Here is a 15877-nt window from a genome sequence, read left to right on the forward strand (position 1 = left end):
TGAGCGTCTCCGATTGCGAGACCGTGAGCCATGCGGTGTCGCCTGCGCTCGACGTGGACGATCCGATCGATCGCGCGTATCATCTGGAAATCTCCTCGCCGGGTATCGATCGCCCGCTGGTGCGTCCGCAGGACTTCACCCGCTGGGCGGGTTACGAGGCGAAGGTCGAGATGGCCGTGCCGATCGAGGGCCGCAAGCGCTATCGCGGCATGATCGAGGGCGCAGAAGGGGCAACCGCAGTGATTCGCCTGCCCGATGCGCCCGAGGGGGCGGATCCGCTGGCGCGCCTGCCGATCGGCGATATCGGCGAGGCACGGCTGGTCCTGACGGATGATCTGATTCGCGAATCGCTGCGCCGGGGCACGGCTCCGACCGCCGATGACGCGGATGAAACCGAAGAATTCGACGCCGCCGGCAACGACGGCTCCGAGACGGATGATGCGACCGAGATGCCGGATCGTCCCGATAACGACAACGCCAGCAAGTCCACGAAGGAGTGACCTCGATGGCCATCAGCGCCAACAGGCTTGAACTTCTGCAGATCGCCGATGCGGTCGCGCGTGAAAAGGTCATCGACCGCCAGATCGTGCTCGCCGCGATGGAGGACGCGATCCAGAAGGCCGCCCGCGCCCGCTACGGCAGCGAGACCGAGGTCCGCGCCGAGATCAATCCGCGCACCGGCGAGATCGCCCTGTCGCGGCTCCTGCAGGTGGTCGAGGAGGTCGACAATCCGGCCATCGAGATTTCGCTCGAGGATGCCCGCCATCGCAACCCGGGTGCGCTGGTCGGCGACTTCATCGCCGAGACGCTGCCGCCTTTTGATTTCGGGCGTATCTCGGCGCAATCGGCCAAGCAGGTCATCGTGCAGAAGGTGCGCGATGCCGAGCGGGACCGGCAATACGAGGAATTCAAGGATCGCGTCGGCGAGATCATCAACGGCCAGGTCAAGCGCGTCGAATACGGCAATGTCATCGTCGATCTCGGCCGGGCCGAGGCGATCGTGCGCCGCGACGATCTGATCCCGCGCGAGACCTTCCGCCCGGGCGACCGCATCCGTGCCTATCTCTACGACGTGCGCCGCGAGACACGCGGGCCGCAGATCTTCCTGTCGCGCACGCATCCGCAATTCATGGCCAAGCTTTTCGGCCAGGAAGTGCCCGAGATCTACGACAACGTCGTCACCATCAAGGCCGTGGCCCGTGATCCGGGCTCGCGCGCCAAGATCGCCGTGATCTCGCGCGATTCCTCGATCGACCCGGTCGGCGCCTGCGTCGGCATGCGCGGCTCGCGCGTGCAGGCCGTGGTCGGCGAATTGCAGGGCGAGAAGATCGACATCATCCCCTGGTCCGAGGACGAGGCGACCTTCATCGTCAACGCGCTCCAGCCGGCGGAAGTCGTCAAGGTCGTGCTCGACGAGGACAGCGAGCGTATCGAGGTGGTCGTGCCCGACGAGCAGCTCTCCCTCGCCATCGGCCGGCGCGGTCAGAATGTGCGCCTCGCCTCGCAGCTCACCGGCTGGGATATCGACATCCTGACCGAAGCCGAGGAATCCGAGCGCCGTCAGAAGGAATTCAACGAGCGCTCCGAATTGTTCATGGAGGCGCTCGACGTCGACGAGGTGGTCGGCCAGCTGCTCGCCTCGGAAGGTTTCCGCTCAATTGAGGAAATCGCCTATGTCGAGGTCGACGAGGTGGCCAATATCGAGGGCTTCGACGAGGAGACCGCGCAGGAAATCCAGACCCGCGCACGGGAATATCTCGAGCGGATCGAGGAAGAGAACGACGCCAAACGCCGCGAGCTTGGTGTTGCCGACGAACTGCGCGAGATCGACGGCATCACCACGGCAATGCTGGTTGCTTTGGGCGGGAACGATGTCAAGAACATCGAGGACTTTGCCGGATGTGCAACCGATGATCTCGTCGGCTATACGGAAGGTCGCGGTGCCGAAGCCGTGCGCCATGCCGGCTTCCTCGACGGGTTCGATCTGTCGCGCGCTGATGCCGAAGGCATGATCATGGAAGCCCGCATCCGTGCCGGCTGGATCGACGCGCCAACCGAGGAGGTCGAGACCGTCGAAGGTGATGAAGGCGGGGCGGAAGAGGTGACGGAGGCAGCCGCGACGGCTGCGGACGATACTGTTCTCCCCGCCGGAGAGAATGTGGAAACGGACCGGTGAGCGGGCCCTTCCGGGCCTGTCCGGTCATGATGACCAAGGGCCGCCGCAAGGCGGTGAGGGAGGCGCTTGCGTGCCGCGTCGTGAACAACGTCGAACCTGTATCGCCACCCGCGAGGTGCGCGAACCCGACGAGCTCATCCGCTTCGCGGTGAGCCCGCAGGGCGATGTCGTTCCCGATCTGAAAGAGCGTCTGCCCGGGCGTGGCGCCTGGGTCAGCGCCCGACGCGATGCGGTCGAGGCGGCCTTGCGGCGCAAGGCGTTCGCCCGCGCCTTCAAGGCTTCGGTGAATGCGCCGACCGATCTGGCCGACCGCATCGAGGCCGATCTCGCCATTGATCTTCGCCAGGCTCTCGCCCTGGCCAACAAGGCCGGATGCGTGGTCACGGGCTTCCACAAGGTGGAAGGCGCGATCGCATCCGGTGACGTGGTGGTGCTCATCCATGCGGCGGAAGCTGCTGCGGACGGGCGTCGCAAACTCGCACAGGCGCTGCGACGGTGCCTCGGTGACGGTGCGGAAACGATCCCCGTGATCGATTTTCTCTCCGGTGACGATTTGGATTTGGCTTTAGGCCGGTCTCGTGTGATACATGCAGCCCTCGTCGCGGGCGCCGGGAGCCGAGGCTTTCTGGAGCGCTGGCGACGGCTATGCGTGTTTCGCGGATCCATCGCCATGTCTGACGCCCCTCATGAGGAGGAGCGCAGCCCTGATGATAACGAACCCGCAGGATTGTGAGCGGAATGTCTGATACGAAGAACCCGGGCGACAAGACTCTTCAGGTTTCGTCCCCCAAGACGCTGACCCTCAAGCGCCGTGGCGAGCAAGGAACGGTTCGCCAGAGCTTCTCCCATGGCCGCACCAAGCAGGTCGTGGTCGAGAAGGTCAAACGGCGTAGCGTCGGCCCCGGCGAGACCGTCAAGGATGGTGCCAGGGATGCCGGCAAGGATGCCGGCAAGGACGCCCCGAAAGAGGCGGCCCGTACTTCTGCGCCGGGCCCGTCTGCGACGAAGCCCGTCTCGTCGCGCGAATCTGCTCCGCCGCGCCAGCCGGCGCGTCCCGGACGCGGCGGCGGTGTCGTCCTGCGCACGCTGAGCGAAAGCGAGATCGATGCCCGTGCGGCAGCGCTCGCCGATGCCAAACGCCGCGAGGAAGAGGATCGCCAGCGCCGTGAGGCGGAAGAGCGCGCCCGCATTGAGGCGGAGGCACGCGCCAGGGCCGAGGCCGAGGCAGCGCGCAAGGCCGAGGAAGAGGCGCGTCAGCGTCAGGAGGCAGAGGCTGCGGAAAGCGCGAAATCTGCTGCAACCGCCAAGGCCGATACGTCTCAGGCCGCGCCTGCTGCCGAGAAGGCCGCACCCGCCGCGCCCGAGCCTGCGGAGTCGGCTCAGGCTTCTGCGCGGCCCATGCGTGACATGCGCAAGCCGCCGAGCCTCGACGATCTGGCAAAGCCCGAGCCTGCACCAGAAAAGCCGGCGGAGAAATCTGTCGACGCCAAGTCTGGAGAAGCCGGCAAGGCTGCAGAAAGCGGCAAGGCGGCGACCAAGGAAACGACCCGCCCTGCCGCCAAGCCCTCACCTGCCCGTGCGCGTGCCGCAGAGGAAGACGACGCTCCGCGCGGTGGTCGCAAGGGCGCCGCGAAGGTTCCGGCCGCACCGAAGGCCCCCAAGGGCGCCGACGATCGCCGCAAAGGCCGCCTGACGGTCACCAAGGCGCTTTCGGGTGATGACGAGCGTACCCGTTCGGTCGCCTCCTTCCGTCGCCGCATGCAGCGCCTGACGGGCAAGGGCTCTTCCGAGCCCAAGGAGAAGATCGCGCGTGAGGTCATCGTCCCGGAGACGATCACCATCCAGGAACTCGCCAACCGCATGGCCGAACGCGGCGTCGACGTGATCCGCCTGCTGATGAAGCAGGGTGCGATGCACAAGATCACCGATGTGATCGATGCCGATACCGCGCAGCTGGTGGCCGAGGAAATGGGTCACACGGTCAAGCGCGTGGCCGAATCCGACGTGGAGGAAGGCCTGTTCGACGATGCCGATGCCCCGGAGGTGCTGCGCACGCGGCCACCGGTCGTCACCATCATGGGCCATGTCGATCACGGCAAGACCTCGCTGCTCGACGCCATCCGCAAGACCAGCGTGGTCTCGGGCGAGGCCGGCGGCATCACCCAGCATATCGGTGCCTATCAGGTGACGAGCCCGAGTGGCGGCAAGGTCGCCTTCGTCGATACGCCCGGCCACGCCGCCTTCACGGCGATGCGTGCCCGCGGTGCCCAGGTCACCGATATCGTGGTGCTGGTCGTGGCCGCCGATGACGGCGTCATGCCCCAGACCATCGAGGCGATCAGCCACGCCAAGGCCGCTGGTGTCCCCATCGTGGTGGCGATCAACAAGATCGACAAGCCCGAGGCCGATCCGCAGCGTGTGCGCACGGAACTGCTCCAGCACGACATCCAGGTCGAGTCCATGGGTGGCGAGACTCTCGAATTCGAAGTCTCGGCCAAGAATGGGGACGGCCTGGGAACCCTGCTGGAAGGTTTGCAGCTCCAGGCCGAGATCCTCGATCTCAAGGCCAACCCGGATCGTCCCGCAGAGGGGACGGTGATCGAAGCCAAGCTCGATCGCGGGCGTGGTCCCGTGGCCACCGTTCTCGTGCAGCGCGGTACGCTGAAGACCGGCGATATCGTCGTGGCGGGCGCCGAATGGGGCCGCGTGCGCGCCCTGATCAACGACAAGGGTGAGAAGGTCGACGAGGCCGGACCGTCCATGCCGGCGGAGATCCTCGGATTCAACGGCACACCGGAGGCCGGCGACCGCGTCGCCGTGGTCGAGAACGAGGCGCGCGCCCGCGAAGTCACGGAATACCGGTCGCGCCGCAAGCGCGATCTCATGGCCGCGCGGACCGGCGGCACCAGCCGCTCGCTCGCGGACATGATGCGCGACCTCAAGGAAGGCGCAGAGCGCAAGGAATTCCCGCTCGTCATCAAGGGTGACGTGCAGGGCTCCGTCGAGGCGATCGCAGGCGCGCTGGAAAAGGCCGGTAACGATGAAGTCAGCGCCCGCCTGGTGCATGCCGGCGTCGGTGGTATCACCGAATCCGACGTGACCCTCGCGGAAGCCTCGGATGCCATCGTCATCGGCTTCAACGTCCGCGCCTTCAAGGAAGCGCGCGAACTCGCCGCCCGCAACGGCACCGAGATCCGCTATTATAACATCATCTACGATCTCGTGGACGATGTGAAAGCGGCGATGTCGGGCATGCTCGCGCCGACCTTGCGCGAGACGCGTCTGGGCGAGGCCGAGATCCTCGAAGTGTTCAACGTCTCGAAGGTCGGCAAGGTGGCCGGTTGCCGCGTGCTCGACGGCAATGTCCAGCGCGGTGCCCATGTCCGCCTGATCCGCGAGAATGTCGTCATTCACGAGGGCAAGCTCAGCCAGCTCAAGCGCTTCAAGGACGATGCGCGCGAGGTGGTCGCCGGACAGGAATGCGGCATGGCCTTCGAGAATTACCAGGACATGCGCAAGGGTGACGTGATCGAGTGCTACACCGTTGAAGAGGTGAAGCGCACGCTGTAAGCGTCGCATATCGGTCGGCGCGCATTGCGCGCCGGCATGATCTGTAGTCCGGATGCGGCGTCCGAGCCGCCGCAGCACCGGATCATGACCGGTCCCCGGTATTGCGTAAGGCCGCCTGTGGGCGACGCGTGGGCCGGCCCGGATACAACCAGGATCAGGAGCGGAGGCGGCCATGCCGAAGCGTTTCGAATCGCGGGGCCCGTCCCAGCGCCAGCAGCGGGTGGCCGAACTCGTCCGTCATGCGCTCGCGGAAGTCCTCCAGCGCGGTGATATTTCCGATGATGTGCTCGCGAGCCATATCGTAACGGTGCCTGAGGTGCGCATGTCGCCGGATCTCAAACTCGCCACGGCCTATGTCATGCCGATGGGCGGACAGGACGAGAAGCCGGTGCTTGCCGCGCTCGAGCGCCATCGCAAGCTGCTGCGCGCCGAAGTGGCGCGCCGCGTCAACCTGAAATTCGCCCCTGAATTGCGCTTTCGCCGCGATGAGACCTTCGACGAGGCTGATCGCATCGAGGCGCTGCTGCGCACGGACGAAGTCCGCCGCGATCTCGACGTGTCCTCCGACGACGACCACGATCCCGACGCGGCAGGGCGTCCGGGCGAGGGCGATCTGCGAGATTGAGCCGCAGCGACCGCACTGCAAAACGACACCAGAATTCCGATCAGGAACCCCGCACAGGAACCCCCCGTATGTCTGACGAGATTTCGCAGCCCGGCTCACCTTCCGCTCAGCCCGACCAGCCGCGCGACGATGCAGCCGGCGCGCGCCGGCGTCACGGCAAGTCAGAAGGCAACGCAGAGGGCAAGTCAGAGGGCAAGTCAGAGGGCGAGCCGGGCCGCAAACGCGGTGGCGCGCGTCGCGGCGGGCGCGGCCAGCGTCAGGGTGATCGCCCCAAGCGGCGCGATGTGAATGGCTGGGTTGTGCTCGACAAGGGCGTCGGTATGACCTCGACCCAGGCGGTCGGCATGGTCAAGCGTTGCCTCAATGCCAGGAAAGCCGGCCATGCCGGGACCCTCGACCCTCTCGCCTCCGGTCTGCTGCCGATCGCACTTGGTGAGGCGACCAAGACCGTTCCCTTCGTCATGGACGGGCGCAAGGCTTATGTCTTCACCGTGACCTGGGGAGTGGAGACCGATACGGATGATGCCGAGGGCAATGTCGTCGATCGCACTGATGCGGTGCCCGAGCGCGCCGATGTCGAGGCGCTGCTGCCACGCTTCACCGGCCAGATCATGCAGACGCCGCCGCAATTCTCCGCCATCAAGATCGCCGGCGAACGCGCCTATGACCTCGCCCGTGAGGGCGAGCAGGTCGCGCTGCAGCCGCGCCCCGTCGAGATCGACTGTCTGACGCTGCTGCATCATGCCGAGGGCAGGAGCGTGTTCGAGGCGGAATGCGGCAAGGGCACTTACGTGCGCGCGCTCGCACGCGACATGGGTCGCGAACTGGGGTGCCTGGGCCATATCACCGCCCTGCGCCGCACCCGCGTCGGCCCGTTCACCGAAGAGGACACCGTCGCGCCGGCGGAGATCGAGGCCATGACTGACGCCGCAGCGGGAACTGCGCCGATCGATTTCGGTGATCTGATCCTGCCGGTTCAATCCGCCCTGGAGGAGGTCGATGAGATCCCCGTCTCGCGCGATGCCGCCACTCGCATCATGCGCGGCCAGTCCGTGATCCTGCGCGGGCGCGACGCGCCGATCGAGGGTCAGGTCTTCGTTTCGCTGGCGGGTACGCTCGTCGCGGTCGGCGATGTCGAGAACGGCGAATTCATCCCCCACAGGGTGTTTCACCTCGGCGCCTTCTGAAGCGGCGCGCGCGGCTTGCCGGTCAGGTGATCACCTGAAGGCCATCATCGGCATTCACATGCGCAAGCAGCCTGTCGATGACCAACTGCGCTTCCTCGATCTCAGTCGAATCCGGAATGTCCCGTCCACCGGAATTGAGGAAGGCGCCGGCCTGGGCGACGAGTGCGCGCAGGGCCGGAGCCGTCACTTCGGCAACCAGAGCGGCATCTTCGGCCTCGCAGGGCGGGCGCAGGGCGCGGATCGCGGTCATGGCGAGGCGGTCCATGGCATGGACGAGTTCCTCGAAGGCCGCGCGGCGATCGGTTGCGACGCGATCATAAGCGGCGCCCGCCTCAGGGGCATGGCGCAGATTGGAGGCCGCGAAATACTCCGGATAGGAAACCGGGCGCCAATCCTGCAGATCCGCAACGATCTCGGGCGCATCGGCCGCGATCTCCACCAGCATCAGCACTTCGTTGAAATGGTTGAGGTAATCGTTCGACAAGCCGTCCGCCGCACGACGGCGACCGGCCGCAGAATCCGGGCGCGTGCAATCATCTGTCATATCTGCGGCTGTCGACATCCAAACCTCTTCTGCCTGAAGCCCACAAGCTGACCCATAAAGGCTGATAAAGCGTTGACGGCGCGTTGGACGAGACGCTGTGCGCCGGTTGATCGCACATGCCGGGTCATCGCATCGCACATGCCATTGACCGCGCGGGCGCATCAGGCTTTCCTGCCGAGCCGACAGAGGGGGCTTGCGACAGACCGGGCTTGCCGCCCGTTCGACGAGCCGGGAGATGATCATGTGCGGGCGCTTCGCCGTTACATTGCCGCCGGAGCACTTTCGCGAGGCCTACGGCTATGAAGAGGCCCCGAACTTTCCGCCGCGCTACAACATCGCACCGACCCAACCCGTCGGCGTGGTGCTGCAGGATGGCGAGGCGCGCCGTTTCCGGCTGATGCGCTGGGGGTTCCTGCCGGGCTGGGTGAAGGATGCGAAGGATTTTCCCCTCGTCATCAATGCGCGACGCGAGAGCATCATGCAGAAACCGGCCTTCCGCGCGGCAATTCGCCGCCGCCGCTGCGTTTTTCTGGCGGATGCGTTCTATGAATGGCAGCGCGAGGGTGACCGGAAAATCCCTTTCGCCGTGCGCATGGAGAGCCTCGGCCCGATGCCGATGGCGGGCATCTGGGAGACCTGGAGCGATCCGCAGGGCGGCGAGATCGACACGGCCGCGATCGTCACCACGGATGCGAACGGCCTCGTCAGCGCCATTCATCATCGTATGCCGGTGATTCTCGGCAAGGCCGGGCTCGCCGCCTGGCTCGACCCGCAGACACCGCTCGACAGGATCAGAGGGCTCACCGATCCCTGTCCGGATGACTGGTTGCGGCTCGACCGGGTTTCGCGCCGGGTCAACAAGGTCGCCAATGATGATGCGGGGCTGCTCGAACCGGTTACGGATGACGAACCGGCGCGCGGGCACAGCGGGACTGCCCGGGAGACGGTTGACGGACAGGCCGATGAGTCGGTTCAGGAGGCCAGGCCGCGTCAGGGGTCGCTTTTCTGATCAGGCGCCAAAGGTGCTTCAGAACAGCGTGCGCACGATGACCAGCAGCGTCACGCCGACGACGAAGGCCAGCCCGAAACGCTGCCACATCTCCAGGCGATCCCAAAAACGCCAGAACTGGTTCATGTCGATTGTCCCCCCCGCGCGTATCGATTTCGAGGATCGTGGGGCAGCGACCGGGCTGCGTCAACCATGGCGAAAGGGTTTCAGCCATGCCGTTCACGCAGGGCGCAGCTGCCGCGACTCCGTGGGGGCTTTGAATGCGCCGGGGGGCGTGATAGTACCGCAACGGTTTTTACGGGCGCATCCGTCGCGCCCGCCTCAATTCACGTGCGCGCCTTGCGCGCCGGACGGTCGAAACGACCGGTAACCGAGAGGATGATATGAGCGTAAGCCCGATCAAAGCCGACCAGAATTCGAATCATCTGTCGAACGCCTTCTTCTCCGCATCCCTGCGCGATGTGGATCCGGAGATCGCATCGGCGATCGATCAGGAACTGGGCCGCCAGCGCGAGGAGATCGAACTGATCGCCTCGGAGAACATCGTCTCGCAGGCGGTGCTCGAGGCTCAGGGCTCGATCATGACCAACAAATACGCAGAAGGTTATCCCGGGCGGCGCTATTATGCGGGCTGCCAGTTCGTCGATATCGCGGAAAAGCTCGCGATCGAGCGCGCCTGCAAGCTGTTTGGCTGCAACTTCGCCAATGTCCAGCCCAATTCCGGCAGCCAGGCCAACCAGGCGGTCTTCCTCGCCCTGCTGCAGCCGGGCGATACCTTCATGGGTCTCGACCTCGCCGCCGGTGGCCATCTCACCCACGGCGCCCCGGTCAACGTCTCGGGCAAGTGGTTCAACGTGGTTGGCTACAATGTCCGCCCTGAAGACCAGCGCATCGACATGGACGAGGTCGCCCGGCTCGCGCATGAGCACAAGCCGAAGCTGATCATCGCCGGCGGCTCGGCTTATCCGCGCCATTGGGATTTCGCCCGTTTCCGCGAGATCGCCGATGAAATCGGCGCGTATTTCCTTGTCGACATGGCGCATTTCGCCGGGCTCGTCGCCGGCGGCGTGCATCCTTCGCCCTTCCCGCACGCGCATGTGGCGACCACGACGACGCACAAGACCCTGCGCGGCCCGCGCGGCGGCATGATACTCTCGAATGACGAGGCGCTCGCCAAGAAGTTCAATTCGGCGATCTTCCCTGGCATCCAGGGTGGTCCGCTGATGCATGTGATCGCGGCCAAGGCCGTGGCTTTCGGCGAGGCGCTGCAGCCGGAATTCAAGCTCTATGCGCAGGCCGTGGTCGACAATGCCCGTGCACTCGCCGCGACCATCGCCGAAGGCGGTTTCGCCATCACTACGGGTGGCACCGACAATCATCTGATGCTTGTCGATCTGCGCCCCAAGAAGCTTACTGGCAAGGCGGCGGAGGCCTGTCTGACGCGTGCCCACATCACCTGCAACAAGAACGGCGTGCCTTTCGATCCGGAAAAGCCGATGGTGACCTCCGGGATTCGTCTGGGCACCCCGGCGGCGACGACACGCGGTTTCGGCGTAGCCGAGTTCCAGGAAGTCGGGCGTCTGATCGTCGATGTGCTCGACGGACTGGCCGCTAATGGCGAGGAGGGCAATGCCAGGCTCGAGGAAGCGGTCAAGGAGCGGGTGCATGCGCTGACCCGCCGTTTCCCGATCTACGGCTGAGTCACGCGCGACCATGCGCTGCCCGTATTGCGGAAGCCTCGATACGCAGGTGAAGGATTCGCGACCGACGGAAGATTCGGCCGCGATCCGGCGCCGGCGCGTCTGCTCTGATTGCGGGGGGCGCTTTACCACCTTCGAGCGGGTGCAATTGCGCGAGCTCTTCGTGATCAAGCGCTCGGGCAAACGCGCCGCGTTCGACCGGGACAAGCTCAAGCGCTCGATCGACGTCGCCCTGCGCAAGCGCAGCGTCGATCCCGAGCGCGTCGAGCGCATGCTCAACGGCATCGTGCGCCAGCTTGAAGCCACCAGCGAGGGCGATATTCCCAGTGAAAAGCTCGGCGAACTCGTCATGGAGGGGCTCAAGGGTATCGACGATGTCGCCTATGTGCGCTTCGCTTCGGTCTACAAGAACTTCCGCGAGGCGCGTGATTTCGAGGAACTGCTCGGCGGGCTGGGCCGGCGTGACGACATAGCCGATGCCGCACCGTCTCCTGCCGAAGACGATCCCTCCGGGAAGCAGGAATGAGCCCGCGCCTTTACGATCTGGCGCAAGCGCATGATGCGCATTTCATGCGCGCTGCGCTCGCTCTGGGCGAACGCCATCTCGGCGCCACCTGGCCCAACCCCTCTGTTGGTGCGATCATCGTCGATTACGCCTCCGGCGCGCCCGTCATCGTGGCGCGCGGGATCACCCAGGCGGGCGGGCGGCCGCATGCCGAGCGGGTCGCCATCGACATGGCCGGGCCCGCAGCGCGCGGCGCCACCATCTACGTGACCCTCGAGCCCTGCTCGCATCACGGCAAGACGCCGCCCTGCGCCGAGGCGATCATCGCGTCGGGCATCGCACGCGTGGTAACGGCGCTTTCCGATCCCGATCCGCGCGTCGCCGGGCGTGGGCACGGTTTGCTGCGGCAGGCCGGATTGCTGGTCACGACCGGGATTGAGGCGCAGGGGGCGGCACGCAGCCATCGCGGGCACGTCTTGCGCGTCACCCAGGGGCGTCCCGCCGTCACCGTCAAGCTCGCCCGTACGGCTGATGGCTATGCCGCAGCAGCGGACGCTGAACGATTGATGATTACCGGCTCTATCGCCAATGACCGGGTGCATCTGATGCGCATGCATGCGGATGCGATCATGGTCGGTGCGGGTACCGTCGCTGCCGATGATCCGCGCCTCGATGTGCGCCTGCCCGGCCTTTCTGCCCGCTCGCCGGTGCGCGTCGTTATCGATAGCGGGCTCTCGCTCGCTCTCGAATCGCGGCTCGTGCAGAGCGCTGGCGATCCGCCGAGCTGGGTGATCACCACGGTCGATGCCCCCGTCGAGGCCGAACGGCGGCTCGTCGCGGCGGGACTCGAAGTCATGCGGGTTGGCGCTGACGATACGGGACGGGTGCGGCTCGACGAGGCGATGCGCCTGCTCGGTGCACGCGGCATCACCCGCGTCTTCTGCGAGGGCGGGCCTGCCCTGGCGGAGGGGCTTGCGCAGGCCGGCCTTATCGACGAGGCGGTGCTGGTGACCGGTGCAGAAAAGCTCGACCGTCCCGGATTGCGTGCTGTCGGGCCGGCGCTGGCGCACTATATCGGCAACCGCATGCAGGCTTTCGCGGAAGAATTTGCGGGGCCGGACCAGTTTTCAGTCTTCGAAAGGAGCGCGTGAATGTTCACGGGCCTCGTCACCGACAAGGGCGAAATCGCCGCGATCAGCGACCAGCAGGATCTGCGCCGTATCCGCATCCATTCCTCCTACGATCCCGACGGTATAGCGCTGGGCGCCTCGATCGCCTGCAACGGCCCCTGCCTCACCGTGATCGACAAGGGCCACCGCGAGGGCGGCTCGTGGTTCGATGTGGATGTCGCCGCCGAAACGCTGGCGCGCACGAATGCGGGGGCCTGGCAGGTGGGCGATGCGCTCAATCTTGAGCGCTCGCTGAAGATCGGTGACGAGCTCGGCGGCCATATCGTCACCGGCCATGTGGACGGGGTGGCGACCATCGTCGCGCGTGAGGAAGTGACCGGCGCAGGCGAATGGGGGCCGACTGCGCGCTTTACCATCAAGGCGCCCGCGCAACTCGCGCGTTTCATTGCCGAGAAAGGCTCGATCTGTCTCGATGGTACCTCGCTCACCGTGAACAGCGTCTCGGGCAATTGTTTCAGCGTGCTGCTGATCCCCCACACACTGGCCGTCACCACCTGGGGCGAACGCAAGGCCGGAGACGGGCTCAATATCGAGATCGACCTGATGGCGCGTTATGCCGCGCGGCTGGTCGAGGCGGGAAGCTGATCCGCGCTCACGCGCACCACAGCCGCTCGCCGTAAGCCAGCGCGAATCGCTGCGGATCGGCGCCGATCCCCGCCATGGCGCGCAGGATCACCGCATCGTCGAGCAGCAGCGCGAGCGGCATGGCCCTGGCAAAGGCATCGACCGGCGCCTTCCCGGTGAAATGCCGTCGGAAGGTCTCCGGCTCGATCAGCCGCGCCAGCGCATGCAGCACGCCCCCGCGCAGGAAGACACCGCCGGTGGCGCCCAGGACGAGGGCGAGATCCCCGGCAGTGCGCGCCAGAAGCTTCAGGAAGACCCGCGCGGTTGTCGCCGCATGCGCATCGGTGCCGGCAAGCGCGGCTTCCGCGATTTGCGGCGGCGGGGTCGCAGCCGCTGCGCTGGCATCTGCGCCGAAATCGGAGGCCAGCGCGGCATGCAGCCGTTGCAGGCCGGGACCGCAGAGCAGCGTCTCGGCCGTGACACGCCCATGCTGGCGCGCGATACGTGGCCAGTAGCCGTCATCTTCCGCATCCTGCGGGCCGATCCCCACATGCCCGCCTTCGCCCGGAAGCGGCAGGAAGGTCTCGCCGCAACGCGCCAGAGCCGCGACGCCGAGCCCGGTTCCCGGTCCGAGCACCAGTTTCGGGCCGCGTCCGGCCACGATGGTGGGACCGATGGGCGAGACGTCACCCTCCTCGACAAAGGCGAGAGAGAGCGCTGCCGCCTCGAAATCATTCAGCAAAAGACCCTGTTCCAGGCCGCAGGCCTGTGCGATGGCCGGGCCGTCGAAGTGCCAGGGCGCATTGGTCAGGCGCGCCGTGCGCCCGGTGACGGGGCCGGCGGCGCAGATGATTGCCGCGCGCGGGCGCACTTCCCCACAGGCAGCGATCGCTTCGTTCAGGGCGTCTTCCGGACCGGCATGAGCGGCAGTCGCCAGCTTGGTCACGAGACGCGGCGGCTCGCCCGGCCCGCGGGTGAGGGCGAAACGCGCATTGGTGCCGCCGATATCGGCGACGATGAGGGGGTGCGCAAAGGCGGAGAGCTCACTCATCCGGGCAGATTACGGCAGGCGCACGGGCCGTGTGAAGGGGCAACGCGTCCCGATGCGCTATTGCGCCTTCTGCCTGCGGCGTTCGATCGACGACGGTATGCGCAGGGATTCGCGATATTTCGCCACCGTGCGTCGGGCGATATCGACGCCCTGTGCCTGCAGGGCCTTGACGATGGCATCGTCCGACAGGATGCGTTTGGGGTCCTCCTGATCGATCATCTGCCTGATGCGATGGCGCACGGCCTCCGCCGAATGGGCATCCTCGCCGGCGGATCCGGAGATCGCGGCAGTGAAGAAATATTTCATCTCGAACGTGCCGCGGCTGGTGCCGATCGATTTGTTCGAGGTAACCCGCGAGACGGTCGATTCATGCATGCCGATCGCATCCGCCACCGTCTTCAGATTGAGCGGGCGCAAACCTGCCACGCCATGGGCGAAGAAGGCATCCTGCTGGCGCACGATTTCGGAGGCGACCTTGACGATGGTGCGGGCGCGCTGATCGAGGGAGCGGGTCAGCCAATGGGCGTTCTGTAGGCATTCGCCGACATAGGCCTTCTCGGCCTCGGTCCGTGCCGCAGCCGAGACGCGGGCATAATAGCTCTGATTCATCAGGACGCGCGGCAGTGTCTGCGGGTTGAGATCGACGAGCCATGTCCCGTCGTGGGCTGCGCGCACGAAGACGTCGGGGATCAGGATCTCCGCCGGCGCACCGCCGAAGACGCGGCCCGGCTTGGGATCGAGGGCGCGCAGCTCCGCGATCATCTCGGCGAGATCGGCCTCGTCGACCTCGCAAAACCGTCTGAGCGCGGCGAGATCGCGCTTCGCCAGCAGGTCGAGATGCGCGAGCAGCGCCTCCATGCAGGGATCGTAGCGGTTGCGCTCGCGCAATTGCAGCGCGAGGCATTCCGCGAGATCACGCGCGCCGATCCCCGTCGGCTCGAAACCCTGCACTACGGCGAGGACGGATGCGACCTGCGTTGGCGCCACCGACAGCCGGTCGGCGATCGCCTCGACGCTTTCGATCAGATAGCCGCTCTCATCGATCGCATCGATGATGAATTGCCCGATCAGCCGCGCGCGCGGATCGGTGACGGCGAGTTCGAGCTGGCCGATCAGGTGATCGCGCAATGTGGCTTCGCGGGTGAGGTTGCGCTCCATCCCTTCATCGTCCTCGAAGGACCCGCCGGATCCCACGCCGCTCCACATCCCTTGCGAGAGCGCGAATTCATCGCCGCCGGTGATCGGCGCCTCGCCGGGATTCTCGCTCTGGAAGACGTTTTCGAGGGAGGTGTCGAGCGCGCTCTCGATGGTTGAGCGCTCCGGTGCCATGTCGGATGCGAGCCACGGATCGGGCGCACCCTCCGCCAAAGTGCCGGAATCGTCGCTTGCTGCATTACCCTCGGCAGCGTTATCGCGGGAGTCGTCCCGGGACCCTTCTCGGGTCTCGTCGCGCGTGTCGTCTTCAGCGCCCGCCCCCGCGCCCTCGCTGCTCTCGTCCCGTTCCAGCAACGGGTTGCGTTCGAGCTCGGCATCGACATAGGCGACGAGGTCGAGATGCGACAATTGCAGCAGCTTGATCGCCTGCAGCAATTGGGGCGTCATCACCAGTGACTGCCCCTGACGCAGCTCCATGCGCGGTGCGAGACTCATCGATACCCCGTCGGTTCCGGAGGCCGCGCGCAGCGGCACAACCTTCCGGCATGGTTCTTGCATAATTTTCTTGAGGATTCGTATCGCGTCTCGTCGCCCGCGTCAA

Annotated in this window: 14 protein-coding genes; 11 read left to right on the forward strand and 3 right to left on the reverse strand. The window is 66.1% G+C overall.

What is annotated here, in order from left to right:
• From rimP to truB, 6 genes are all read left to right on the forward strand, one after another.
• Window positions 1-500: ribosome maturation factor RimP (rimP, locus tag VKP01_RS17030; RefSeq protein WP_324414395.1), on the forward strand; the 500-nt coding region annotated here is incomplete at its 5' end.
• A 5-nt stretch (window positions 501-505) separates the two neighbouring features.
• Window positions 506-2176, forward strand: a complete 1671-nt coding sequence (gene nusA, locus VKP01_RS17035; RefSeq protein ID WP_324414397.1) for a transcription termination factor NusA — start codon at window positions 506-508, stop codon at window positions 2174-2176.
• A complete protein-coding gene (locus tag VKP01_RS17040) occupies window positions 2157-2909 on the forward strand; it encodes an RNA-binding protein (protein WP_414706603.1) in 753 nt (250 codons plus the stop codon). Before nusA ends, VKP01_RS17040 begins: the two co-directional genes overlap by 20 nt.
• A gap of 5 nt (window positions 2910-2914) precedes the next feature.
• Window positions 2915-5746 carry a translation initiation factor IF-2 gene (infB, locus tag VKP01_RS17045; protein ID WP_324414401.1) on the forward strand — a complete coding sequence of 944 codons (2832 nt, stop codon included), beginning with the start codon at window positions 2915-2917 and terminating at the stop codon, window positions 5744-5746.
• A 172-nt stretch (window positions 5747-5918) separates the two neighbouring features.
• Window positions 5919-6371, forward strand: coding sequence for a 30S ribosome-binding factor RbfA (rbfA, locus tag VKP01_RS17050; protein ID WP_324414403.1), 453 nt, complete (start codon window positions 5919-5921; stop codon window positions 6369-6371).
• Between the two features lie 68 nt (window positions 6372-6439).
• A complete protein-coding gene (gene truB, locus VKP01_RS17055) occupies window positions 6440-7558 on the forward strand; it encodes a tRNA pseudouridine(55) synthase TruB (protein WP_324414405.1) in 1119 nt (372 codons plus the stop codon).
• A gap of 22 nt (window positions 7559-7580) precedes the next feature.
• On the opposite strand, the gene VKP01_RS17060 is transcribed toward truB, so the two are convergent.
• Window positions 7581-8120 carry a hypothetical protein gene (locus VKP01_RS17060; RefSeq protein ID WP_324414407.1) on the reverse strand — a complete coding sequence of 180 codons (540 nt, stop codon included), beginning with the start codon at window positions 8118-8120 and terminating at the stop codon, window positions 7581-7583.
• A gap of 223 nt (window positions 8121-8343) precedes the next feature.
• Between VKP01_RS17060 and VKP01_RS17065 the strand changes: the two genes are divergently transcribed.
• From VKP01_RS17065 to VKP01_RS17085, 5 genes are all read left to right on the forward strand, one after another.
• Entirely contained in the window at window positions 8344-9111 is a 768-nt protein-coding gene (locus tag VKP01_RS17065; RefSeq protein WP_324414409.1) for an SOS response-associated peptidase, read from the forward strand.
• Between the two features lie 383 nt (window positions 9112-9494).
• A complete protein-coding gene (glyA, locus tag VKP01_RS17070) occupies window positions 9495-10811 on the forward strand; it encodes a serine hydroxymethyltransferase (RefSeq protein ID WP_324414411.1) in 1317 nt (438 codons plus the stop codon).
• A gap of 13 nt (window positions 10812-10824) precedes the next feature.
• Window positions 10825-11337 (forward strand): transcriptional regulator NrdR, encoded by a 513-nt coding sequence (nrdR, locus tag VKP01_RS17075; protein WP_324414413.1) that lies wholly within the window; start codon window positions 10825-10827, stop codon window positions 11335-11337.
• Complete coding sequence (ribD, locus tag VKP01_RS17080; RefSeq protein ID WP_324414415.1) at window positions 11334-12467, forward strand: bifunctional diaminohydroxyphosphoribosylaminopyrimidine deaminase/5-amino-6-(5-phosphoribosylamino)uracil reductase RibD; 1134 nt, start codon at window positions 11334-11336, stop codon at window positions 12465-12467. Before nrdR ends, ribD begins: the two co-directional genes overlap by 4 nt.
• On the forward strand, window positions 12468-13091 hold the full coding sequence (locus tag VKP01_RS17085) for a riboflavin synthase (RefSeq protein ID WP_324414417.1): 624 nt from the start codon (window positions 12468-12470) through the stop codon (window positions 13089-13091).
• A gap of 7 nt (window positions 13092-13098) precedes the next feature.
• On the opposite strand, the gene VKP01_RS17090 is transcribed toward VKP01_RS17085, so the two are convergent.
• Together VKP01_RS17090 and rpoN are read right to left on the reverse strand one after the other, a co-directional pair.
• Window positions 13099-14121 (reverse strand): glucokinase, encoded by a 1023-nt coding sequence (locus VKP01_RS17090; RefSeq protein WP_324414419.1) that lies wholly within the window; start codon window positions 14119-14121, stop codon window positions 13099-13101.
• A gap of 57 nt (window positions 14122-14178) precedes the next feature.
• Window positions 14179-15771, reverse strand: a complete 1593-nt coding sequence (gene rpoN, locus VKP01_RS17095) for an RNA polymerase factor sigma-54 (protein WP_324414421.1) — start codon at window positions 15769-15771, stop codon at window positions 14179-14181.
• Window positions 15772-15877: the final 106 nt, after the last annotated feature.

Origin of the sequence: Saliniramus sp. (genome assembly GCF_035311605.1) — a bacterium.
In the GTDB taxonomy this organism is placed as follows: Bacteria; Pseudomonadota; Alphaproteobacteria; order Rhizobiales; family Beijerinckiaceae; genus Saliniramus.

Excerpts from the sequence above, each read along its gene's own strand:
- VKP01_RS17065 (WP_324414409.1), top strand. The coding sequence starts at position 8,344 with ATGTGCGGGCGCTTCGCCGTTACATTGCCGCCGGAGCACTTTCGCGAG.
- VKP01_RS17085 (WP_324414417.1), top strand. The coding sequence starts at position 12,468 with ATGTTCACGGGCCTCGTCACCGACAAGGGCGAAATCGCCGCGATCAGC.
- rpoN (WP_324414421.1), bottom strand. The coding sequence starts at position 15,771 with ATGAGTCTCGCACCGCGCATGGAGCTGCGTCAGGGGCAGTCACTGGTG.
- VKP01_RS17040 (WP_414706603.1), top strand. The coding sequence starts at position 2,157 with ATGTGGAAACGGACCGGTGAGCGGGCCCTTCCGGGCCTGTCCGGTCAT.
- nrdR (WP_324414413.1), top strand. The coding sequence starts at position 10,825 with ATGCGCTGCCCGTATTGCGGAAGCCTCGATACGCAGGTGAAGGATTCG.
- truB (WP_324414405.1), top strand. The coding sequence starts at position 6,440 with ATGTCTGACGAGATTTCGCAGCCCGGCTCACCTTCCGCTCAGCCCGAC.
- VKP01_RS17060 (WP_324414407.1), bottom strand. The coding sequence starts at position 8,120 with ATGTCGACAGCCGCAGATATGACAGATGATTGCACGCGCCCGGATTCT.
- rbfA (WP_324414403.1), top strand. The coding sequence starts at position 5,919 with ATGCCGAAGCGTTTCGAATCGCGGGGCCCGTCCCAGCGCCAGCAGCGG.
- nusA (WP_324414397.1), top strand. The coding sequence starts at position 506 with ATGGCCATCAGCGCCAACAGGCTTGAACTTCTGCAGATCGCCGATGCG.
- glyA (WP_324414411.1), top strand. The coding sequence starts at position 9,495 with ATGAGCGTAAGCCCGATCAAAGCCGACCAGAATTCGAATCATCTGTCG.
- VKP01_RS17090 (WP_324414419.1), bottom strand. The coding sequence starts at position 14,121 with ATGAGTGAGCTCTCCGCCTTTGCGCACCCCCTCATCGTCGCCGATATC.
- ribD (WP_324414415.1), top strand. The coding sequence starts at position 11,334 with ATGAGCCCGCGCCTTTACGATCTGGCGCAAGCGCATGATGCGCATTTC.
- infB (WP_324414401.1), top strand. The coding sequence starts at position 2,915 with ATGTCTGATACGAAGAACCCGGGCGACAAGACTCTTCAGGTTTCGTCC.